At 67.4% G+C, this 23,562-nt stretch carries 15 protein-coding genes; 2 read left to right on the top strand and 13 right to left on the bottom strand.

Annotated elements, in window-relative coordinates; all coding sequences use genetic code 11:
• Positions 1-31: 31 nt before the first annotated feature.
• The 4 genes from kdpB to BGP17_RS07295 all read right to left on the bottom strand — a co-directional run bounded on the left by kdpB (position 32) and on the right by BGP17_RS07295 (position 4,260).
• Positions 32-2,044, bottom strand: a complete 2,013-nt coding sequence (gene kdpB, locus BGP17_RS07280; protein WP_167298189.1) for a potassium-transporting ATPase subunit KdpB — start codon at positions 2,042-2,044, stop codon at positions 32-34.
• An 11-nt stretch (positions 2,045-2,055) separates the two neighbouring features.
• Positions 2,056-3,756, bottom strand: coding sequence for a potassium-transporting ATPase subunit KdpA (gene kdpA, locus BGP17_RS07285; RefSeq protein ID WP_286711512.1), 1,701 nt, complete (start codon positions 3,754-3,756; stop codon positions 2,056-2,058).
• A gap of 12 nt (positions 3,757-3,768) precedes the next feature.
• A complete protein-coding gene (gene kdpF / locus BGP17_RS07290) occupies positions 3,769-3,858 on the bottom strand; it encodes a K(+)-transporting ATPase subunit F (RefSeq protein WP_086128909.1) in 90 nt (29 codons plus the stop codon).
• Positions 3,859-3,966: 108 nt separating this feature from the next.
• Positions 3,967-4,260, bottom strand: coding sequence for a hypothetical protein (locus BGP17_RS07295; protein WP_167298187.1), 294 nt, complete (start codon positions 4,258-4,260; stop codon positions 3,967-3,969).
• A 193-nt stretch (positions 4,261-4,453) separates the two neighbouring features.
• On the opposite strand from BGP17_RS07295, the gene BGP17_RS07300 reads away from it, so the two are divergent.
• Positions 4,454-6,352 (top strand): potassium transporter Kup, encoded by a 1,899-nt coding sequence (locus BGP17_RS07300; RefSeq protein ID WP_380926182.1) that lies wholly within the window; start codon positions 4,454-4,456, stop codon positions 6,350-6,352.
• 153 nt (positions 6,353-6,505) lie between these two features.
• On the opposite strand, the gene BGP17_RS07305 is transcribed toward BGP17_RS07300, so the two are convergent.
• The 9 genes from BGP17_RS07305 to BGP17_RS07345 form a co-directional block, all read right to left on the bottom strand.
• On the bottom strand, positions 6,506-9,832 hold the full coding sequence (locus BGP17_RS07305) for a TonB-dependent receptor domain-containing protein (protein WP_167298185.1): 3,327 nt from the start codon (positions 9,830-9,832) through the stop codon (positions 6,506-6,508).
• A gap of 433 nt (positions 9,833-10,265) precedes the next feature.
• The gene (locus BGP17_RS07310) at positions 10,266-11,300 is read right to left on the bottom strand and encodes a LacI family DNA-binding transcriptional regulator (protein WP_167298184.1); all 1,035 of its coding nucleotides are present in this window, start codon (positions 11,298-11,300) and stop codon (positions 10,266-10,268) included.
• 82 nt (positions 11,301-11,382) lie between these two features.
• Positions 11,383-12,945 (bottom strand): carboxylesterase/lipase family protein, encoded by a 1,563-nt coding sequence (locus tag BGP17_RS07315; RefSeq protein ID WP_286711513.1) that lies wholly within the window; start codon positions 12,943-12,945, stop codon positions 11,383-11,385.
• A 42-nt stretch (positions 12,946-12,987) separates the two neighbouring features.
• Positions 12,988-13,995 carry a sugar kinase gene (locus BGP17_RS07320; RefSeq protein WP_286711514.1) on the bottom strand — a complete coding sequence of 336 codons (1,008 nt, stop codon included), beginning with the start codon at positions 13,993-13,995 and terminating at the stop codon, positions 12,988-12,990.
• The gene (gene kduD, locus BGP17_RS07325) at positions 13,992-14,747 is read right to left on the bottom strand and encodes a 2-dehydro-3-deoxy-D-gluconate 5-dehydrogenase KduD (RefSeq protein ID WP_167298181.1); all 756 of its coding nucleotides are present in this window, start codon (positions 14,745-14,747) and stop codon (positions 13,992-13,994) included. Before kduD ends, BGP17_RS07320 begins: the two co-directional genes overlap by 4 nt.
• A gap of 148 nt (positions 14,748-14,895) precedes the next feature.
• Positions 14,896-15,738 (bottom strand): 5-dehydro-4-deoxy-D-glucuronate isomerase, encoded by an 843-nt coding sequence (kduI, locus tag BGP17_RS07330; protein ID WP_286711515.1) that lies wholly within the window; start codon positions 15,736-15,738, stop codon positions 14,896-14,898.
• A 15-nt stretch (positions 15,739-15,753) separates the two neighbouring features.
• Positions 15,754-17,202, bottom strand: a complete 1,449-nt coding sequence (gene uxaC / locus BGP17_RS07335) for a glucuronate isomerase (RefSeq protein WP_286711516.1) — start codon at positions 17,200-17,202, stop codon at positions 15,754-15,756.
• Between the two features lie 16 nt (positions 17,203-17,218).
• Positions 17,219-18,529 (bottom strand): MFS transporter, encoded by a 1,311-nt coding sequence (locus tag BGP17_RS07340; RefSeq protein WP_167298178.1) that lies wholly within the window; start codon positions 18,527-18,529, stop codon positions 17,219-17,221.
• A gap of 44 nt (positions 18,530-18,573) precedes the next feature.
• On the bottom strand, positions 18,574-19,377 hold the full coding sequence (locus BGP17_RS07345) for a 2-keto-4-pentenoate hydratase (protein WP_353681865.1): 804 nt from the start codon (positions 19,375-19,377) through the stop codon (positions 18,574-18,576).
• 404 nt (positions 19,378-19,781) lie between these two features.
• Between BGP17_RS07345 and BGP17_RS07350 the strand changes: the two genes are divergently transcribed.
• Positions 19,782-23,549 carry a LamG-like jellyroll fold domain-containing protein gene (locus tag BGP17_RS07350; RefSeq protein ID WP_286711517.1) on the top strand — a complete coding sequence of 1,256 codons (3,768 nt, stop codon included), beginning with the start codon at positions 19,782-19,784 and terminating at the stop codon, positions 23,547-23,549.
• Positions 23,550-23,562: the final 13 nt, after the last annotated feature.

Consider the following 23,562-nt stretch of genomic DNA (forward strand, 5'->3'; position numbering starts at 1 on the left):
GGATGACGAATCAGGAAGGCGGGCAAATGCGTCACGCCAGCCCCAGCCCCGCCACGACCAGGTCGATCAGCTTGATCCCCGCGAACGGCGCGAGCACGCCGCCCAGGCCGTAGATCGCCAGGTTGCGCGCGAGCAGCGGCCCCGCCCCGATCGGGCGGTACTTCACGCCCTTGAGCGCGAGCGGCACCAGCGCGGGGATGATCAGCGCGTTGAAGATGATCGCCGAGAGGATCGCGCTTTGCGGGCTCGACAGCTGCATCACGTTGAGCACGCCGAGCGACGGATAGAGCGCGACGAACATCGCCGGGATGATCGCGAAATATTTCGCGATGTCGTTGGCGACCGAGAAGGTGGTCAGCGCCCCGCGCGTCATCAGCAGCTGCTTGCCCAGGCCGACGATCTCGATGAGCTTGGTCGGGTCGCTGTCGAGATCCACCATGTTGCCGGCCTCGCGCGCGGCCTGGGTGCCGGTGTTCATCGCCACGCCCACGTCGGACTGGGCGAGCGCCGGCGCGTCGTTGGTGCCGTCGCCGCACATCGCCACCAGGCGGCCGCCCTGCTGCTCCTTGCGGATCAGCGCGAGCTTGTCCTCGGGCGTGGCCTCGGCGAGGAAATCGTCCACCCCCGCCTCGGCCGCGATCGCCGCGGCGGTGAGGGGATTGTCGCCGGTGATCATCACGGTGCGGATGCCCATGCGACGCAGCTCGCCGAACCGTTCGCGTACCCCGGCCTTGACCACGTCCTTGAGCGCGATCACGCCGAACAGCCGGCCGTCCTCGGCCACGGCAAGCGGCGTCTGCCCCTGGCGCGCGATCTCCTCGGCGATGCGGCGCAGGTCGCCGCCCGTCGCCGTCTCGCCCAGTCCCGGATTGGCGCGCAGCACCGCGTCGACCGCGCCCTTCTGGATCAGCGTGGTGCCGATCCGAACGCCCGAGATGCGAGTCTGGGCAGTGAAGGGAATGACTTCGGCAGTCTTGGGCAGGCTGCGGATCTCGACGGCGTATCTGCCCTGGGCCAGCGTCACGATCGAGCGGCCCTCGGGCGTCTCGTCGGCCAGGCTCGCGAGCAGCGCGGCACGCGCCAGCTCGTCGGTGGTGACGCCGCCCAGCGGGCGGAACTCGCTCGCGGCACGGTCGCCGATCGTGATCGTGCCGGTCTTGTCGAGCAGCAGCACGTCGATGTCGCCCGCCGCTTCCACCGCGCGGCCCGACTTGGCGAGCACGTTGAAGCGCACCAGCCGGTCCATGCCCGCGATGCCGATCGCCGAAAGCAGTGCCGCGATCGTGGTCGGGATCAGCGTGATCAGCAGCGCCGCCAGGATCGCCACCGGCACCTGCCCGCCCGCATAGGCGGCGAAGCCGGGAATGGTCGAGACGGCGATCAGGAAGATGATGGTCAGGCCGACCAGCAGGATGGTCAGCGCGATCTCGTTCGGCGTCTTCTGGCGCTCGGCGCCCTCGACCAGCGCGATCATGCGATCGAGAAAGCCCTGGCCCGGCTCCTGGGTGACGCGCACCCTGATCCGGTCCGAGATCACCCGGGTGCCGGCCGTGACGGCCGAACGGTCGCCGCCCGCCTCGCGGATCACCGGCGCGCTTTCGCCGGTGATCGCGCTTTCGTTGACCGAGGCGACGCCCTCGATCACTTCGCCATCGGCCGGGATCAGGTCGCCGGTCTCGACCAGGACGATATCGCCCTTCTTCAGCTGCGAGGCCGGAACGGTCTTGCCGTTCGGCAGCCGGGCGGTGAGCTCCGACTTGGTGGCGCGCAGCGACGCGGCCTGGGCGCGGCCCCGCCCCTCCGCCAGCGCCTCGGCGAAGGTGCCGAACAGCACGGTGAGCCACAGCCAGACGATCAGCTGGACCTGGAAGGACAAGGAAAGGCTGGTGCCGCCGATGAACAGCAGCACGGTGAGGAGGAGCGCGACCACCGCGGTGGTGAAGAGCACGGGGTTCTTCACCAGCTGGCGCGGATCGAGCTTGGTGAACGCATCGCCGATGGCAGGGCCGATCAGGGCGGGCGTGAACAGGGTTGCGGTCGTCATGGAAATGGACCTCAGAAGAGCTGGCCGTGGATCATCGCGAGATGATCGGCGATGGGACCGAGCGCGAGGCTGGGCAGGAAGGTGAGCCCGCCCAGGATCAGGACGATGCCGACGAGCAGGCCGACCCAGAGCAGGCCGGTGGTCGGGAACGAGCCCGCGCTTTCCGGGTGCACCTTCTTCGCGGCCAGGCTGCCGGCAATGGCGAGCGCGGGCACTATGATGAAGAAGCGGCCGACCCACATCGCAGCGCCCAGCATGCCGTTGTAGAAGGGCGTGTTCGCGCTCAGGCCGCCAAAGGCCGATCCGTTGTTCGCCGTGGCCGAGGTGAAGGCATAGAGGATCTCGGTGAAGCCGTGCGGCCCCTTGTTTAGCGGGCCCGCAAGCCCCGCCGGCAGCACCGAGGCGAGCGCGGTGCCGCCCAGGATCATCAGCGGCAGCACCGCGATCGCCAGCACGGCGAGCTTGACCTCGCGGCTCTCGATTTTCTTGCCGACATATTCGGGCGTGCGGCCCACCATCAGCCCCGCGACGAACACCGCGAGGATGGCGAAGAGCAGGAAGCCGTAGATGCCCGCGCCGACGCCGCCGATCACGACTTCGCCCAGCTGCATGTTGAACAGCGGGATCATGCCGCCGAGCGGAGTCAGGCTGTCGTGCATGGCATTGACCGCGCCGCAGGACGCAGCCGTCGTGACCACGCTGAACAGGGCGCTGGCCGCGATGCCGAAGCGGACTTCCTTGCCCTCCATGCTGCCCCCGGCGAGGCCGAGATGATGGAGCGCCGGGTTGCCCGCGGCTTCCTGCCAATAGGTGACGGTGGTGCCGGCGACGAACATCACCAGCATCGCGGCGAGGATCGCCCAGCCCTGGCGGGTATTGCCCACGGCCCGGCCGAACGTGTGGGTCAGGCCCGTGCCGATCACCAGGATCGACAGCATCTGGACGAAGTTGGTGAGCGCGCCCGGATTCTCGAAGGGATGCGCGGAATTGGCGTTGAAGAAGCCGCCGCCATTGGTGCCGAGCATCTTGATCGCTTCCTGGCTGGCCACCGGCCCCATCAGGATCGTCTGCCTGGCGCCTTCCAGCGTCGTCGCGTCGACCGAGGTCAGGAAGGTCTGCGGCACGCCGCTCGCGATCAGGAAGATCGCATAGACGATGCATGCCGGCAGCAGGACGTAGAGCGTCACCCGGGTCATGTCGGCCCAGAAATTGCCGATGCCCGCGGCCTGGCGCCGCGCGAAGCCGCGGAACAGCGCGAAGGCGATCGCGATGCCGGTCGCGGCCGACAGGAAATTGTGGATGGCAAGGCCCAGCATCTGGCTGAGGATCGACAGGCTCTCGCCCGAATAGCTCTGCCAGTTGGTGTTGGTGGTGAAGCTCACCGCCGTGTTGAAGGCAAGGTCGGGCGACTGGCCGGCCAGCCCGCGCGGATTGAGCGGCAGCACGTCCTGGAAGCGCAGCACGCAATAGGTGAAGGCGAAGGTCGCCAGCTGGAACGCCAGCATGTGCAGCGCATAGCGGCGCCAGCCCTGCTCGGCGTTCGGATCGACGCCGGCGAGCTTGTAGAAGCCGCGCTCGACCGGGCCGAGAACGACGTGGAGCGGCGTGCGCCGCCCTTCATAGATGGCGAAGAGCCAGCTCCCCATCGGCCTGGCGAGCGCGACGAGGAGGATCAGGAAGACGAGGATCAGCATCCAGCCTTGTACGGTCATGGTGTAGTCCGATCAGAAGCGCTCGGGCCGGACGAGCACGGCCACGAGGTAGATGAGCAGGCCCAGGGCGGTGAGCCCGGCGAGCGCGAGCGGCAGCGGCACGGCGATTCTCCTCAGGCCTGGTCGCAAAGGCGGACGCAGGCGAGCGTGAGCAGGAACAGCCCTGCGAGCGCTCCCAGCCAGATCAGGTCGTTCATGGTCTTCTTTCCCCTATTGGCGGCGATCGCGGCGCCGATTGTCGAAGCGGACGTGACGGGGCGGCACGGGGATCAGCCGGAACAGGCCCGGTCCCTCGATCAGCAGCGCCCAGCCCAGCGCCCAGGCGATGACGGAAAAAACGGCCTCGCCGAACTCGGCGGGGTCGGCATTGTGCAGCGGCAGGCGGTGGATCGAGACGATGAGCGCCCACACCGCCAGCGCGCAGCCGCCGAGCAGCAGCGCGCCGCCCAGCCGCAGCCCGGCCTGTGCCGGCCAGCCCCCGGCTCCGCTTTCCAGACGGCGCATCAACGCACCCACGATGAATCTCCCGGACAGGATGTCGCGAGCGGCGATGTGGGGCGGAGGCCAGTTAAGGTTCCACGGGGAAGTTCGGGCGCCGCATAAAGATTCCATAAAATCGTTGGCAGCGGCCGAAACCTCTGAATACTAGGCGAGGCTCGACGGCGCCGAAGGGGGAGCCGGCAGGGAAAGGCACGCCTTGAACGCGACGCAGACCGCCGAAACCGGCCATTCGCCCGGCCATCAGGATCGGCTCGGCACGCTCGCCGTCGGCGCGATCGGCGTGGTGTTCGGCGATATCGGCACCTCGCCGCTCTATTCGCTCAAGGAAAGCTTCATCGGCCATCATCCGCTGGCGGTGGACCGGGAGCACATCTTCGGCGTGCTCTCGCTGGTCTTCTGGACGATGGTGCTGGTGGTGACGATCAAGTACGTCATCATCATCCTGCGCGCGGACAACAAGGGCGAAGGCGGCAGCCTGGCGCTGCTCGCGTTGATCGCGCGCAAGCTGGGCGAGACGCGCTGGACGCCGTGGGTGACGATATTGGGCGTGATCGCCACCGCGCTCTTCTATGGCGACGCGATCATCACGCCCGCCGTATCCGTGCTGTCGGCGGTGGAGGGGCTCGCCACGGTCGAGGACTCGTTGTCGCAGCTGGTGCTGCCGATCAGCATCGCCATCCTGATCGGCCTCTTCATGATCCAGTCGCACGGCACCGCGCGGGTCGGGCGGCTGTTCGGCCCGGTGATGGTCTTCTATTTCGCCGTCATCGCGGTGCTCGGCGTGCTCGGGATCGCGCGGAGCCCCGACATCCTGTGGGCGCTCAACCCATGGTACGCGCTCAACTTCTTCCTGCTCGATCCCATGCTCGCCTTCCTGGCGCTGGGATCGGTGGTGCTGGCGGTGACCGGGGCCGAAGCGCTCTATGCCGATATGGGCCATTTCGGCCGCAAGGCGATCATGGTCTCCTGGCTCTACATCGCCTTTCCCTGCCTGATGCTCAACTATCTCGGCCAGTCGGCGCTGCTGCTGAGCAATCCGGCAGCCGTGGAGAACCCGTTCTTCCTGCTGGCACCGGACTGGGCCCGCCTCCCGCTCGTCATCCTCGCCACCATGGCGACGGTGATCGCCAGCCAGGCCGTGATCTCGGGCGCCTTCTCGGTGACGCAGCAGGCAGTGCAGCTCGGCTTCCTTCCGCGCCTGCGCATCCGCCACACCAGCGCCAAGGCGGCGGGGCAGATCTATGTCCCGCTCACCAACTGGCTGCTGCTGATCATGGTGATCCTGCTCGTCCTCGGCTTCCGCAGCTCGAGCAACCTCGCCGCCGCCTATGGCATCGCGGTGACCGGCACGATGTTCATCACCGCCTGCATGCTGGGCGTGCTCACCTTCGCGGTGTGGAAATGGCCGCCGGTGGTGGCCGGGCTGGTCACCGGCGGCTTCCTGCTGATCGACGGGCTCTATTTCGCCTCGAACGTCACCAAGATCCCCGATGGCGGCTGGTTCCCCCTGCTCGTCGCCGCGATCGTCTTCACGCTGCTCACCACCTGGGCAACCGGGCGCCGGCTGGTTCGCGCGCGGCTGCACGAGGGGGCGATGCCGATCCAGATCTTCATCCAGTCCGCCGGCCATTCGGTGCAGCGCGTGCCGGGCACCGCCGTGTTCCTCGCCAGCACCGACGACATTCCGCCCGCGCTGCTCCACAACCTCAAGCACAACAAGGTGCTGCACGATCGCGTGGTGATCCTCACCGTCGCGATCGAGCAGGTGCCGCACGTCGCCCCCGAAGCCCGGGCCGAAGTGAAGCCGCTCGGCGAGGGCTTCTACCGGATCATCCTCCACTACGGTTTCATGGACGAGATCGACATCCCCGCCGCGCTCCATGCGCTGGGCGAGGCCGTGGGCGAGAAGTTCAAGGCAATGGAGACGAGCTATTTCCTCGCGCGGCAGACGCTGATCGCCTCGGCCCGGCCCGGCATGGCGATCTGGCGCGAGAAGCTGTTCGCCTGGATGGTCCGCAACGCCGAAAGCGCGATGGAGTTCTTCAAGCTTCCCACCAACCGCGTGGTCGAACTGGGCAGCCAGGTGGAGATTTAGCCTGCAATCCCATTGCCCTATGCCGCCCGATAGCCGTCATCCCCGCACAGGCGGGGATGACGAAACAGGGATGCCTGTCGCAAGGAGATAGGTGCAGACAAGAGCGGCGAGGAAGGAGCAGCGCCCCGCGGCGCCGCCCCCTCCCCCACGCGATCAGAAGCTCATGCGCAGGCCGGCGGTGATGATCCGCCCGGTGCTGGCATAGGTCTGGCTGACCGGGTTCGCCGCATACATGGTGCGATATTGCGGCGTATTGGTCATGTTGCGGCCCTCGAGCGACAGCTTGGCGAAGTCGGTCACCGCATAGGACATCGCGAAGTCGATGTTCAGCTGGTTCTCGTTATAGCCGAAGTCCGCGAACACCGGCGAGTTGCACGGGCCGCCGCCCACGGTGGTGGTGCCCACCGAGCAGGTGCCCGTCGCCAGCGGGAAGCGGTTCACGTAGCGCGCCCGCCATGCCCCCGAGACGCGCGCCGAGAACTTGCTGTCCTCGTAATAGAGCGTCGCGTTGAACGCGTCCGGCGAGGTGTTGAGGAACGGCCCCTCGGCATAGCTGTTCACCGCCGTGCCCGACACCGTCTGGCTGGTGCTCAGCCCCGTGCCGGTCAGGTAGCTCAGGCTGGAATCGATATGCGTGTAGTTCGCGATCACGCCGAAATGCTTCAGGAAGCCGGGCAGGAAGAAGAAGTCGGTCTGCAGATTGACTTCCACGCCCTTGATATGGCCGCCGGGCGCATCCTTGAACTGGCGGATGCCCCAGGTGCCGCCGGCCATGGTGTAGCCGAGCAGCGCGGGGTTGGTGACGAAGGTCAGCACCTGCTGGTACACCTCGGGCTCGAACACGGCCGATAGCGGCGCCTCGAGCGCGACCTGCTGCGGGAAGGTATCGATGTTCTTCTTGAACAGGTTCACCGCGATCAGGCCGTTATTCGCGAAATATTTCTCGAAGCTCAGGTCGAGATTGGTCGCGCGGAACGGGTTGAGATAGGGATTGCCCACCGTCAGCGTCGGCGCCGTGCCGTTCGCGTTCAGGCTGGTGGTGAAGGCAGTGGTGCCCGGCGTCAGGCTGGCGAGCTGCGGGCGCGACATCACCTTGGAGGCGGCGAAGCGGACGAGGAAATTGTCGGCGACTTCCCAGTTCGCGTTCATCGCGGGCAGCCAGTCCCAATATTCGTTCTTCGCGGTCACCGCGAGGCCCGCCACGCCATCGGCGCCGCCGACATTGCCCGAACCCGAGACGCGGGTGTTGGCGACGCGCAGGCCGATATTGCCGCGCAGCGGCCGGCCGAGCAGGTTGACGTTGTAGTCGACCTGGAAATAGCCCGACACATCGTTCTCGGTCACGCCCGAGCGCTGCCGCCCGTCGACCACGGCACGGAAATCGCCCCATTTGTTCACGCAGTTGCAGTTGATGCCGAACTGATTGATGAACTTCTTGATATCGGGCGCATAATAGCTGGTCGGCGTGCCCTGCGTCACGTTCAGCCCCTGGCCGAAGCCAATGGTCTGGCCGAGATCGGTGATGCCCAGCCGCGCCTCGGCCAGCGTCGGGTTGATCGCCTCGATCGACTGGTTGCGGCGGCCCTGATCGCCGGAATAGGCGAATTGCTTGGCAGTCCCGCCGAAGCGGATCGACATCTCGGGCAACGCTTCATAGGTGAAATTCACCCGCGCCACCTTGAACTCGTTGTCCACGGTGTTGGTGAAGTAGCGGATCGTCGACAGGCCCTTCACCAGCGTCCAGCTGTTCGGGTTCGCCACATCGAAGCCCGGCTTGAACACCGGCATCTTGCCGCCGGCGCGCTCGTCGAACGTGTAGCCGTCCTGGTCGATCGCGTTGAACTCGGCAAGCAGGCCATAGGCGCGGAATTGCGATTTCGACCAGCCGCCGGTCGCATCGGCATAAAGGCCCGGCGCGAGTTCCTGATGGACGTTCAGCGTCACCTGCTTGAAATCGGTCCGGCCGAACTGGGTATCGGCGAAGCTGCGCCAGTCGACATCGTCGAGGACGAGATAATCGGCCTGGCCGGCGCTGTTGACATGCGCCTCGCGGATCTTGGTGTTCGGGCGGCCGAGCAGCTCGTTGTAATAGCCGATCTGGTTGGCGGTCGCGACATAGCCCGGCGAGGCGGGATTGTTGTAATAGTCGAACGGATTGAGGTTGTTCGGGTTGAGGCTGTTGTAATAGCCGGCGAGCGGCGCCTGGCCGACGCCGTTGCCCGCCTGGTCGCCATTGCAGTCGATGATCGCGCTGGGCACGCAGTTCGCATAGAGTGCCACGCGGTCGGCATAGCCATTGGCGGTGCCGATCGCGCGCAGCCCGTTGGTGCCCGTCCCCACCACGCGCGCATTGGTGCCGTTGCGGTTGAGGCCGATCGGCGTGATGCCGGTGTTGTTGCTGTTCTGGTCGTAGCGCGAGAAGACGCCGTCCAGCGTGATCTCGGTGCCCGGGCCCGGCTTCCATTGCATCGTCGCGGTGGCGCCGATCCGCTCATAGTCCAGATATTGGCGGCCGACCGAGGGCAGGCCCGGGATGATCGTGGTCGGCGTGACCAGCGCATAGGCCGCCGGGTCCGAGCCGAAGGTGGCGCCGGTGCCCTGGTTGCTCGGGCGGGCGAAGCCGAACACGTTCGGCGTCACGCCGGCGATCTGCGAGTTGCGATAGGCATATTCGAACACGCCGATGTTGCGGCGATAAGCGTCGATCTGCTGTTCCTGCTTCTGGTACGCGCCCGAGACGAGGATGCCGAAATTGTCGGTCACCCGCACCGAGGCGAGGCCGGTGAAGCGCGGGTTCCACTTCTTGCCGTTCTCGCGATACTCGGCCTCGGCCCCCACGGCGAAGCGGTTCTTCTTGTAGGAAAGCGGGCGGCCGGTGGTCAGGTCGATGATCGCGCCGAGCGAGCCTTCGTCATTCTCCGCCGCGGTCGACTTGGTCACCTTGATGCCGCCGAACAGCTCGGAAGCGAAGGTGTTGAAGTCGAAGCCGCGCGAGCGGTTCGCGCCGGCATCGGACTGGTTGCCGCCCGAGACGTTCTGCGCATCGGCGCCGTTGAGGCGGACCATCTGGAAGTCGCCGCCCAGGCCGCGCACGGTGATCGTGCGGCCCTCGCCATTGTCGCGGTCGATCGAGACGCCGGGCAGCCGCTGGATCGATTCCGCCAGGTTCGCGTCCGGGAAGTCGGCGATGTCCTCGGCGGTGATCGCGTCGACGATCTGGTTCGAATTGCGCTTGATGTTGACCGAGCTGGCCAGCGAAGCGCGGAAACCGGTGACAACAATCAGGTCGCCGCTTTCCGTCTGGTCCTGCGGCGCGGCTTGCGGATCGTCCTGCGCGGCGACAGTCGCCGCGGCGGCGGTCTCGGTGGCCTGCGCCCAGGCCGGCGCCGCCGTCAGCAGCGCCATGCCGAGCGCACCCAGCGCCGTCGTGCCGCGCAACGCCGAACGGCGCGCGGCAAGGGTGTCAGCGATAGAAAGCATGGTTTCCTCCCCCAAAGTCCTCTCATCGACAAGCATGAGTCGATGCGCCCGGCGGAGCCTGGAATCAGGGTGCGACGCAGCACTGCGGAAAACGACGCGAGCCGTTCCGCAAGATCCAGCCATGTCGCGACTTGCCCCCTCCCACGCCCCTCTTGCGGATCTTCGCGTCCACTTGGGCGCAAGCGTATTCAGCCACGCTTGTTCACTCCATTGATCGCGCTACCACCCCTGTGTGTCAACCGGTGTCATTGAACAAAATGTCACAATCGGACGATTGCGGCATTTCAGCAACATCGGGGAAATGCCGCCGTGCAGCGTGGGTTTCAGGCGGCCTTTCGAGCCGGTTGCCGGCGGGCGATGGCGCCCCCTTCGCATTCTCCGCCGCCATCTCGCCTTCGCCGGGATGACGGCATTTGCCGATTGGCGCTCGAATCTATCCCTCGCGCGGCGGCGCGACCGAGGCGCGGTGGATCAGCGTCGAGGGGAAGAGCGACGGCTCCTCCACGGCATTGCCGTCGTCCCCGAAAAAGTCCGCCAGCAGCTTCAGCGCCGCCGAGCGCGCCATCGAGATGATCGGCCAGTGCACCGTGGTGAGCGGCGGCCAGATGTGCGAGGCGATGGCGGTATCGTCGAAGCCGACGATCGACAGGTCCTCGGGCACGCTCATGCCTCGGCGGCGCGCGGCATGGAGCGTGGCGGCGGCCATCTCGTCGTTCGAGGCGAAGATCGCGGTGGGGCGCGGCGACAGGTCGAGCAGCCGGTCGGCGGCGGCCAGCCCGGTCTCGAACGTGTAGTTGCCGTCGGCGATCAGGCTGCGCGGCAGCTTGATCCCCGCCCCCTCCAGCGCATTCTCGAAGCCCTTGCGGCGCTCGCGCGCGGAACGGAAGCCGTGCGGGCCGGCGATCAGGCCGATGCGGCGATGGCCGAGCGAGATCAGATGGTTCACTGCCTCGGTCACCACGTCGCAATCGTTCGAGGCGACCATGTGCTCGGACGCGTCCAGCGTGGCCGATCCCATGCGGACATAGCGGATGCCGAGCTCGCGGCAGAGCTCCGCCACCATTTCGTTCTCCGAGACGGGCGGCAGGAACATCACGCCATAGAGCCGCTGGCGCTCGAGGAAGTTGCGCACGTCCTCGAGCATGGTCGAGCTGCCCCGGTCGATCGGGCGGACGATCAGCTCGAACTCGGTGTCGCGCATCGCCTCGAGCATGCCGGCCTGGACGTTCATCACCATCTGCGCGTTGGGATTGTCGTGGATCAGGCCGATCAGGAAGTTGCGGCGCAGCGCCAGCGCGCGCGCCTGGACATTGGGGACATAGCCCAGCTCGCTGATCACCTGCTCGACCTTCGCGCGCGTGTCTCCATTGAGCAACGGCGAGCGATTGATCACCCGGCTGACGGTCTTCTTCGAGACGCCGGCGATACGGGCGACGTCGTTGATCGTGGGCTTTCCGGTTCTCTCCATCCCGCGAACATAATGGCTTGCAGGACAAAGCGATACGATATTATCGGCCGGGCGAATTGGCCATCGGTGTCAATTTGCCGGCTCAACTCCCCGGCTGGATGTACGGCACCCGGCTCCACAGCTCGCGCTCCCATTTGCGCGGATCGCTGGCCAGGCGGCTGGGCGCGTCGAACAGCATCGTCGCGCGGCCCGGCAAGGCATAGGGCGTCCAGGCGGGCAGGCCCCTCGCCACCGGCCGGCCGGTGCGTGCGAGCGCAGCGAATGCGCCCATCACCTGCCCGCTCAGCTTCTGCGCCGCCGGGCCGGTGCCGGTATAGGATCCCGGCGCATCGAGCGTGCCAAAGGCCAGCGCGATGTCCATCGTGTGCGGCGCGCCGCGCTCGGGCCTGGTCGGCGACTGGAAGTCGACCTGATAGACCCAGGTCGCCCTGGCCCCCGCCGCCGCCCGCGCATCCGCTTCGAGCCATTGGCCCGGCCAGCTCCGGCCGGCGGTGGTGGCGCGATAGAAGAGCTGCTCGGGCGTATCGGCCGGGAAATGCGCGCGATACTGGGCGACCACCCATTCGGGCAGCAGGTCCATGCGCAGCTCGGGCGCCATGCGCGCGGCGACATTGTCCCAGGTCAGCCCCCGCACCTTCTCCGCATTGGGATCGATGAAGGCGCGTGTCTCGTCATGCGTGTTGCCCAGGATCATCGGGATCGCCAGGCTCTGCGGATTGGCGTCGGGCCAGAAGGGATGGCGGGTGAGCCACTTCATGTCGAGCACCGGCCCGAAATAGACGCCGCCGCCCAGGATCGGGTCGGTCGCGTCCAGCGCGTCGACCAGCTTCTCGACCGGCATGTCGAGCAGGGGCTGGAGGTCCCCCTCCCGCACGCCCAGCCTGGCGAGATAGGCCTGGGCCCGCTTCGTCGCGTTGAGCGGCCCCGATGCAGTCACCTGCTGCCCGCTCATCGTCGCCGCCGAATGGAACAGCCCCCTGGCCGCCGGCATGCCCATCAGCGTCGCGATCTTCGCGCCGCCGCCCGACTGGCCGAACACGAAGACACGCCGCGGATCGCCCCCGAACGCCGCGATATTGTCCCGCACCCATTGCAGCGCGAGGATCAGGTCGAGCTGGCCGAGATTGCCGCTGTCCGCGAAGCGCGGATCGAAGCGGGCGAGATAGAGATAGCCGAGCGCGTTGAGCCGGTGGTTGACCGTCACCACCACCACGTCCTCGGCCGCCGCCAGCTTCGCGCCGTCGTTCAGCGGCACGGTGACGGTGCCGTTCGAATAGGCGCCGCCATGGATGTAGAGCATCACCGGGCGCCTGGCCGCGGGATCGGCACCGGGCGTCCAGATGTTGAGGAACAGGCAGTCCTCGGAGGCGCGCTGATCCCCCCTGCCCTGCGGGCAGATCGGGCCATATTCATGGGCGGGCACGACGGCGCCGGGCGCCGCGACGGCCGTCGGCGCGCGGAAGCGCGGGGCGTTGCCATAGCGGATGCCACGGAAGCGCAGCATGCCGCCGCCCAGCCGATCGCCTTCGAACCGCCCGGCTCGCGTCGCGACCACCGCTTCGCCGGATGCGGCGCGCGCCGCCAGCGGCACCGCCGCCAATGCCGCGCCACCCGCCAGCACGCTTCGCCTCGAAACCTGCATCATCCTCTCCCGACCCAATTTCCTCGCCTCGGATCGGGCGAGGCTTCAACGGCGGACGTCGAGGCCGCCTTCGTCGAACGCCGCCAGGTCCGCGCGCGTGAACAGGCTCGCGTCGCCGGGCAGCGAATGCTTGAGCGCCGTGAGCGCCAGGCCCGCCCGCGCCGCCGCCTTCGCGTCGCCGCCGCTCTCGATCAGGCCGTGCAGCACGCCCGCGGCGAACGCATCGCCGGCGCCGATGCGATCGACGATCCCGGCGATCAGCACCTCGTCGGTCTGGTAGCCGCCGGCCCGCGTATCGACCCGCGCCGAGACGCGGTGGCTGTCGGCATCGTCGACATGGCGCGCGGTGTTGGCGATCGTCTGGAGCTTCGGAAAGGCCGCGAACGCCGCTTCCGCCGCCTCGCGCCGGCGATCGGCGCCGTCGCCCGAGAATTGGCGCCCGAGCAGCAACGAGATGTCGCGATGGTTGCCGAACAGCAGGTCGGCATGGCCGATCAGCCGGGTCAGCACCGCCTTGGGGTCACTGTCCCAGCTCTCCCACAGCTTCGCACGGTAGTTGCCGTCGAACGAGACCGGGATGCCCTTGGCGGCCGCCGCTTCCGCCGCGGCGATCGCCGCGCTCGCGGTGTTGTGGCCGAGCGCCGGCGTGATGCCCGACAGGTGCAGCCGCGTGGCACCCTCGAGCAGCGCGTCCCAGTCCCAGGCATCGGCCGGGCGCCGGGCGAACACGGAATACGCCCGGTCATAGACCACTTCGGACGCGCGCAGCCCCGCGCCGGGCGTCAGGAAATACAGGCCGAGCCGGCCGGGCTCGGAGACGATCGTCGAAGTGTCGACTCCGCGCCGCCGCAGCTCGCCGATCACCGCGCCGCCGAGCGGGTTGTCCGAGACGGCGGAGATCATCCGCACCTTGTGCCCGAGGCATGCCAGCCCCGTCGCGACATTCGCCTCGGCCCCGCCGACATTCACCTCGAGCTTCGGGGTCTGGAGCAGCAGCTCGCGCCCCGGAGGCGAGAGCCGCAGCATCAGCTCGCCGAAAAAGGCAATGCTCATCGCGCCAGCCACCCGCCATCGACCGCCAGGATATGGCCCTGGACATAGTCCGAAGCCGCCGAGGCGAGGAACACCGCCGCGCCGCCCATGTCCGCCGGATCGCCCCAGCGGCCGGCCGGGATGCGTTCCATGATCGAGCGGTTGCGGTTCTCGTCCGCCTGCAGCGCCGCCGTGTTGTTGGTGGCGATGTAGCCGGGGGCGATCGCGTTCACGTTGATGCCCTTGGCCGCCCATTCGTTGGCGAGCAGCTTGGTCAGCCCGCCGATGCCCGACTTGGACGCAGTATAGCTCGGCACGCGGATGCCGCCCTGGAACGTGAGCATCGAGGCGATGTTGATGATCTTGCCCCGGCCGTTCCCCACCATGTGCTTCGCCGCCGCCTGGCAGAGGAAGAACACCGACTTCAGGTTCGTATCGACCACCGCGTCCCAATCCGCCTCGGTGAAGTCGAGGCTGTCGGCACGGCGGATGATGCCGGCATTGTTGACCAGGATGTCGAGTCCGCCCAACTTATCCACAGCTTCGTCCACAACCCTGTCCACAGGCGCGATGGTCGAGAGATCGGCCGAGACGATCTCCGCCCTGCGGCCCAGCGCACGGACCTTCTCCACCGTTTCCTGCGCGGGCGTGCGGCCCACCGCGGCGATATCGGCACCGGCCGCGGCGAGCGCCAGCGCGATGCCCTGGCCGATGCCGGTATTGGCGCCGGTGACGACCGCGACGCGGCCGGAAAGATCGAAGGGATTGGTCATGGCTCTTCTCACTCCCCTCCCGGCGAGGGAGGGGCTGGGGGTGGGTAGCGTCCGGGCGGTACGGCGACGGTCCTGCTCGCGACGTCAGCAACGCGAGCACGCCACCCACCCCCGGCCCCCTCCCTTGCGGGGAGGGGGAGAGGCGGCCTTACGCCAGCTGGCAGATGTCCAGCACGTTCATGTCGGTATAGTCCTGGTTCTCGCCCGCCATCGCCCAGATGAACGCGTACGCTTTCGTACCTGCGCCCATGTGGATCGACCAGGGCGGGCTGATCACTGCCTCCTCGTTCTGCATCACGATGTGCCGGGTCGCCTCCCCTTCACCCATGTAATGGAACACGCGGTCCTTCTCGAGATCGTCGAGCTCGAAATAGAGATAGATCTCGCTGCGGCGCTCGTGGATGTGCGGCGGCATGGTGTTCCACACGCTGCCGGGCTTGAGCACCGTCAGGCCCATGACGAGCTGCGCGCTGTCGCACACGCCCGGGATGACGAGCTGATAGATCGAGCGCTCGTTCGATTCCTCCAGCGTGCCGCGGTCCAGCCGGTTGGCGTCGGCGATACCGAGCTTGCGGGTCTGGAAGCCCTTATGCGCCGGGCACGAAACCAGGTAGAAGCGCGCGCCGTCGCCCGAGAACTGCACGTCCCGGGCGCCCATCGTCACGTACAGGCAGTCCTTGTTGCCCAGCGTGAAGGCCTCGCCGTCCACGGTCACGATGCCTTCGACGCCGCCGATGTTCACCACCGCCAGCTCGCGGCGCTCGAGGAACGGGTGCCCCGCCGCCGAGGCCGGCTCGGTCTGGTCGGGCAGCTTCACCGCGCCCGTGGCCACCGCGACGCCCCCGATCACCATGCGATCGGCATGGGTATAGTTGAGCACGCACTCGCCGGCACGGAACAGGTCCGTGATCAGATAGCGGTCGCGCAGTTCCTCGTTCGAGACGCACTCCATCATGTCGGGGTGCGTGGCGTAATAGGTCCGGTCGAACATGGGGACTCCGTTGGGTTAGGCAGCGGCGGCGACGGGCGCCGGCGCGGGTTGATCGAGCTTGTACGCCTTGCGCACCAGCCCGTTGGTAAGTTCGTGCGCCAGCTCGGCCGCTTCCCAGTCGAGCAGCCGCCCTTCGGCGACCAGCCGCGCGAGGAAGGCGCAGTCGACACGCCGGGCGACGTCGTGCCGGGCGGGAATCGAAAGAAAGGCGCGGGTGTCGTCGTTGAAGCCGACGGTGTTGTAGAAACCGGCGGTCTCGGTCACTTGCTCGCGGAAGCGGCGCATGCCCTCCGGCGAATCATGGAACCACCAGCTGGGACCCAGCTTCAGGCAGGGATAATGGCCGGCCAGCGGCGCCAGCTCGCGGGAATAGACGGTCTCGTCGAGCGTGAAGAGGATGATGGAAAGGTCGGTCGAGGTGCCGAACCGGTCGAGCAGCGGCTTCAGCGCGTGGACGTAATCGGTGCGCATCGGGATATCCGCGCCCTTGTCGCGGCCATGGCTCTCGAACAGTCCGCCATTGTGGTTGCGGAAGGATCCCGGATGGATCTGCATCACCATTCCGTCCTCGACGCTCATCGCCGCCATCTCGGTCAGCATCTGCGCGCGGAACAGCTCGGCGTCCTGCGGGGTCCAGCGATCGGACAGGATGGTGCGGAACAGCCGCTCGGCCTCGTCCCTGCCCAGGTTCGCGGTCGCCGCAGTCGGATGGCCATGGTCGGTCGCGGTGGCACCGGCGGCGCGGAAATCGGCGCGGCGCTTGCGGTGGGCGGCGAGATAGCCGTCCCACGAATATACGTCCTCGCCCGTCCTCTCGGCGAAGACCTTCATCGCGCCCGCGAACTGCTCATGCTCGACATCGATCACCGCATCGGGGCGATAGGTGGTGACGACGCGCCCGCCCCAGCCCGAGGCATGGATCGCGTGATGCGGCGCCAGGTCGTCCTGCGGCCCCTCGGTGGTGGCGAGGAAGCCGATGTTGAAGCGGTCGAACAGCGCCCGCGGCTTGAACGCGTCGGTCGCCAGCTTCGCGTTGATCGTGTCGTAATAATGATCGGCGGTGCCGGCATCGAGCGCCACGTCGAAGCCGAACACCTCGCCGAACACATGCCCCAGCCACATCGCCGAGGGCGTACCGCGGAACAGATGGGTATGCTCGGCAAAGGTGCGCCAGGCTCCGCGCGGATCGGTCGCCGGCATGCCCGCTTTGTCGGGCACGCACAGCGCGTCCAGCGCCACGCCCTGCGAATAGAGCATGCGATAAATATAGTGATCCGGCGAGAGCAGCAATTCGGTGGCGTTCGACCAGTTGGCGTTGGTGGAGAACCAGGCCGGATCGGTGTGCCCGTGCGGGCTGATGATCGGCAGCCCGGCCACTTCGGCATAGAGCGCGCGGGCGATCTCCCGCGTGCGGTCCTCGGCCGGGAACAACCGGTCGGGATCGAGCTTCAGGGGCCGGGCCATCGTCCAGTCCTTTCCGTTACGCGACGTCGGCGCGCGCCAGGCGCGGCGAAAGCAGGTGGATCGAAAGCAGCGCCAGGAAATAGGCCGCACCCGCGACGATGAAGAGCGGCGCATAGCTGCCGATCGCGTCGAGCACATAACCCGCATATTTCGAGAACACCATGCCGCCGACCGCGCCCAGCGTGCCGCCGATCCCGATCACCGAGCCCACCGCGAAGCGCGGCACCGTGTCCGAGGGAATGGTGTAGAGCGTCGCCGAAAAGCTCTGGTGCGCCGCCGCGGCCACGCCGACCACGAACACGCTGAGCCAGAGATTGCCATAGAAGGTGGTGAACATCACCGGCAGCACGAAACAGGCCGAGATCAGCATGGTGAGCTTGCGCGCCTTGTTCACGCTCATGCCGGTGCTCATCAGCTTGCCCGAGAGCCAGCCGCCCGCGACCGAGCCGACGTCGGAGATCAGATAGATCGCGCCCAGTGCGATCGCCGCGGTCGGCGAATCCCAGCTGGTCAGGTTCAGGCCATATTCCTTGCCCAGCCAGCTTGGCAGCCAGAACAGGTAGAACCACCAGATCGGATCGATGAAGAACTTGCCGAGCGCAAAGGCCCAGGTCTCCCTGGTGCGGAGCAGCTTGCCCCACAGGTTCTTCACCTTCACTTCGGGATCGGCGGGATCCTGGGTGATATAGGCGAGCTCCGCCGCACCCACCTTGGGGTGATCCGCCGGCTTGTCGCGGAAGATGGCGAGCCAGGCGACCAGCCAGATCACGCCGAAGATGCCGGTGATCACGAAGGTCATGCGCCAGCCAAAGGCGGGCACCATCGCCCAGATCAGCAGCGGCGTGAGGATCGCGCCGACGTTCGATCCGGCGTTGAACAGGCCCACCGCGAAGGCGCGCTCCTTGGCCGGGAACCAGTCCGCGACGGTCTTGACGCCGGCCGGAAAATTGCCCGATTCGCCGATGCCCAGGCCGAAGCGGGCCAGAGTGAACTGCATGACGGTGTGCACGCCGCCATGCGCCACGTGCGCGATCGTCCAGATCACTACCGCGATGGCATAGCCGAAGCGCGCGCCGATCGCGTCGACCACCTTGCCGAAGGCGAGATAGCCGATCGCATAGGCGGCCTGGAAGTAGAAGACGATGTTGGCATAGTCGGTCTCGGTCCAGCCGAGCTCCTTCGACAGGTCCGGCTTGAGCACCGCGATCATCTGCCGGTCGACATAGTTGATCGCGGTGGCGGCGAAGAGCAGCCCCACGATCACCCAGCGATAGCGCCCGACGCGCGAAACCGCGCCGGAGACTGCCGCCTCTCCCTTACTCGCCATCATCCTCTCCCTCGTCTCTCTTTATCGCGTTTCCCGACCGGTCCTCAGGCGTCGTGGATGCCGACGATACGGCACCGGACGCTGTAGTCATCCGCGAACCGCGCCTCCACCAGCTCGCCGACGCGAACCGGATGGACGCCCGTGACTGCGCCGGTGGAGATCCACTGGCCCGGCGCGAGCGGCAGCTGCCGGTCGGCGGCAAGCTCGAACAGGAAGCGGACGGCGCCGAACGGGCCGTCGAGCATGGTGCTCGCGGTCGCCTCGCCGGCCACTTCATCTTCGATTGTTAGCGCTACCGGCCATTCAAGGAAATCCGTGCCGCGCGGAATTTCCGCACCGATCACCAGGCCGTTGTTGTTGCCGAAATCCGAGACGGTCACGGCCGGGCCGTGCGCGTTGATCCCCGCAAAGGGCGAGCTGGCGACCTCGATGCCGACATGGATGGCATCGACATATTCGGCGACTTCCGCATTGGTCCACGGCCGGTCGAAATCCTCGGGGAGCGCGCCCAGGCGGAGCAGATATTCGGCCTCGCCCGCGGCGAAGCCCTGCTCGAACACCGGCATTTCCGGCACTTCGCCATTGGCAGCGGTCACCACCGAATCGGCGAAGATCGGCCCGGTCAGCCGGTTGGTGCCATAGGTCGCGTCGAGCGGCGCGGGGATCTTGCCCACTTTCCATCCCGCGATCCGGTCGCCGAACAGCGCGATCGCGCGTTCCTGGATGCCATAGGCTTCCTCGAGCGTGCCCGGCAGCGCGCCCGGATAGTCGGTCAGTGCATTTCCTGCCTGTCGGGCCGCGACAAATGCTTGGGCGATGGCCTCGGCCGATTCCCGTCCTTCGATCAACTTGAAATTCCCCATGTTCCCGTCGCGTAAGGGCCGCCCGCCATGTTCGGCCCGCGCACGCGCAAGCCGTCGCCCGACATCGCCGCCCCTTCCCGCTTCGCCTGCCCGGGAACCGCTCGCCTCCTGCGGTCCAAGAGCCATGGGAGAAGACAGGCCGGAACCGGTGCCGGGCCATGTCGAGTAACTTGCGCGCGATCTCCTCTCCGAAGTCCTGCGTCCGGCTTTGTGCGGTTCCGCAGATGTCGCGCCGATGCTACCGGTGTCAGATCGGCGCGTCAACGCACCTCGAACGCAATCGTCGACATCGCACGGAAACGAGAAAGCTATTGTCACCGGTGTCAAGCGTCGCCATGCTTGACGGAAGCGACGGCGCAGACCGTCCTGTTCGTTCAGAGAGGCATGTCATGATCCGCACGTCCACCAGCATCGCCCTGGCCTGGGCGCTCGCGCTCGCCGCAAACCCCGCCGCGGCCCAGAGCACGGACGAGCGCCTGCTCTTCCGCGCCTCGGGCGACAGGGGCGGCACGGCCGAGAAGGCCGGCGGCGACGCGGTCCCCAATTTCCAGACCAAGGTGACCAACGTGCCCGACGGCGCGATCGGCGGCGCCTTTCGCTGGGCGGACGACGGCTACATCGCCTGGAACGCGCCGGGCAACATCCAGGCGCAGCGCGGCACCCTTTCTTTCTTCTGGCGCTCGCGCGAGCCGGTGGGAGAGGCGCCCTTCGTGATCTTCCGCGTCGGCTATGCCGATCATTCCAGCTGGGACATGGCGTTCCTGCGCATCGACTGGAACGGCCACGGTTTCGACGCCTTCGTGACCGATGCGAACCTCTCGCGCGTCCGGGTGTCGTTCAAGCTGCCGCAGAACCCCGCGCCCGATGCGTGGCAGCACATCGCCTTCGCCTGGGACGAAAGCGTCGGCGTGCGGCTCTTCGTCGACGGCAAGGAAGTCGCGCGCAAGGACCAGAGGGCCGATCTCGATACCGGGCTCGACCAGTTCGGCATGGCCGGCCGCGTGATGGCACCGCATCAGGTGCAGAGCCGCTACAATTTCATGCGCGGCAGCGACCTGGACGAGATCCGCGTCTATGATCGCATGCTCGACGGGGCGGGCATCGCCGCGCTCGCCGCCAAGGCCGAACCCGCCACCGCCCCGGCTGCCGACCAGGCGGGCAAGCGCACTGCCTGGCTCCATCGCTTCGGCTGGGACGCCGCCTCCCCGCCGGTGCTCGCCGACAGGGTCACCGGCGTCCGCAAGGTCGAGTTCGCCGATGCGAAGGACCTGAAGGAGTGGATGTGGAAGGGCGTGGACGGCATCGCCGAGACGACCTGGCCCGGCGTCTATAATCGCTCCAGGCTCCCCGGCCGCGACGATTATTTCGAGCTGCCCGACTGGAACGTCTATGTCGAAGGCGGCAAGACCTACACGCTGACCGTTCCCGCGGGCGAGAAGTTCAACCGCGTCGAGATCCGCGGCGCCGCCTATGGCGCGCTCGACTACAGCGCGGACGGCTCCAGCTTCCGCAACCTCGCGAAGCGCCCCCAGGGCGCCGTTCGCAGCGTCACTTCCCTCGGCACGGCGCAGGGCGGCGCGCTCCGCTTCACCAATGTGATGCCGGAGCAGCCGATCCAGGAGATCTGGGCCTATGATATCGGCCCCGCCAGGGAGCCCGAGGGCAGTTTCAAGCTCGGCTACACCGTGAATGCCCAGGTCTCCGCCGATCTTGCCGCGCTCGAAGGGCTCAACCGCTTCATCCGCGGCCGCTATCCCGCCGACGAGCGCAACACCGTGCTCGCCTTGCCCCCCGGCGCCGGATCGGCCGCCGCGGGCGCGGGCAGCGCCGCCTCGACCGGTGCCGCCGCGCATGTCGCGGGGGCGATGCCGATCGTCCACATCCTGATCCCCTCGGGCTTCGGCGACGCCTTCCCCGGCCGCGCGCTTGCCCGCGCCTGGAACTATGGCTGGGAGAACAGCCGCGACGGGCTCGACGGCATCGCGATCGACATTCCCGCGCTCAAGGCGACGCCCGGCAGGGACGGGCTGATCCCGCTGAACATCAAGGTGAAGGACCCGATCTGGCCGGGTCGCGACACGATCGACCTGTCCGTCTCGGTCCGCCCCGGCGAGGCGCGCACGCTCTGGCTCGATCTGCGCGACCGCATCCTTACCAACGACAGCCTCTATCTCGCCATCGCCTCCGCGGCTCCCGATTTCGGCCCGGCATCGCTCGACGGGATGAACATCCGCCTGGTCTTCAAGGACCGCGCCGCCGCGCTTCCCGAGCACGTCGCCGACCGGTTCAACCAGGTGAAGGACAATTGGGGTTTCCTGGTAGAGGAGCACACCGCCTCGAAGCGCGCCGCCATGTATGCCCGCGTCTTCGCGGACGTCAGCGACCTGCTCCGCGTCGATCCCGATCATGTCGAAGGGCGCCGCTATTGGGCGGACATCAGCTATGGCGCGCAGAACCTGCCCGCGTTCAAACAGCCGGAAGCCCCCGCCGGCGTGCCGCTCTGGGCCTTCCGCCAGCTCGAGGACCTGAAGATCACCCGCCAGTTCGTGAACTGGTGGATCGACAATCGCCAGGTGCCCTATGGCGATTTCGGCGGCGGCATCTCCGACGATACCGACCTGACCCAGCAATGGCCGGGCCTGGCGCTGATGGGCGTCGACCCGGACAAGATCAACGGCTCGCTCCGCGCGCTGTCCGAGGCGGTGTACAAGAACGGCATGATGGTGAACGGCCTGGGCCATATCACCACCGACGAGCTCCACGCCTATGAGGAAGGCATGAACTCGGATGCCGAGCGGCTCTATCTCAACTGGGGCGAGCCGCGCGCAGTGGAGCGGCTGATGGCGACGGTGAAGGCGCTGAAGACCGTCATCCTCCCCAACCCGGCCGGCCATCTCCACTTCGCGAGCAACTGGTACGGCGCGCGCAAGATGTACCGCGAGGGGCCGTTCGAGTGGCAGAAGCCCTATAGCTTCGTCGTCCTCCACGCGCCGACGCTGCTCGGCCTCTATAACGGCAATCCCGATGCACGCAGCCTGATCACCGGCGTCACCGACGGCCTCCTCGCCCATGGCAAGCAGGACGCGAACAGCAATTGGAGCTGGCCGAACGAGATCAACTGGCGCACCGATGCCGAGCGCGCCGGCGATGGCGGCGGCGCCTCCACCCCACTCCAGGCGGCATGGGCGGCATATCGCTTCACCGGCGAGGCGAAATACCTGGCCCCGATCCTTGCCCGGGTGGGCAAGAGCGGCCCCGCCTCGGTGCAGGACATCAACGAGAACGCGATCAAGCTGCTCGGCGCCGACAAGGATTGGTCGAAGACGCTCGCCGACAAGGCGAAGAAAGGCGGCGCCTTCGAGCAATGGGCCGCATGGGATGCGACCGGCGACACCGGATATCTGGAATCGCTCCACGCCGCGGCGATCGCGGACAAATCGCAGCGCCAATACATGTATACCGAAGGCCATTGGTGGTCCGATCGGGTCGACCAGCCGAACGAGATCCTCCAGCGCGAGCGGCTTGGCGGCATCGCGCTCCGCCGCAACCAGACCTGGCCGGGCAATGCGGTGAGCTGGCGCTTCGACGATCCCGAAGGCGCGCTGAAGACCGCGATCCTGGTGCCTGGCGCAACGCCGACCCGCTTCAAGGTGATCGCTTACAACACCGGCGACACCCCGCAGACCGCCGAGATGAGCACGTGGAATATCACTGCCGGCGAATGGGAAATGGTGACGAACGGCACCACCACCGTGCTCCATCTCGAACGCAGCGCCGCGACCCGGGTGACCTTCGCGCCGCATGCGACGACCGAGATCGCGTTCACCCTGAAGACGCCGGGCGAGGATGTCGCCACGCGCCCGGACCTCGGCATCGGCAGCGACGATGTGGTGGTGAAGGGCGGCAAGCTGGCGGTTACCGTCCACAGCCTCGGCGCGCAGGATGTGGCCGGCGGCACGCTCACGATCGAGGACGCGGCGGGCAAGGCGCTCGCCACCGCTCCGATCCCGGCCCTCGCCGCCCCGCTCGACCTCGTCCCCAGAGCCACGACCGTGAAGCTCAACCTCCCCAAGGGGGCGGCGCGCATCCGCGTGGCGCTTCCCGGCAATGCCCCCGAAGTGACCCGGCTCAACAATGTGGTGCAGCTGCCCCGCTGAACCGGAGAGCCGC

This window comes from Sphingomonas sp. 67-41 (genome assembly GCF_001899725.1).
Lineage (GTDB): Bacteria > Pseudomonadota > Alphaproteobacteria > Sphingomonadales > Sphingomonadaceae > Sphingomonas > Sphingomonas leidyi.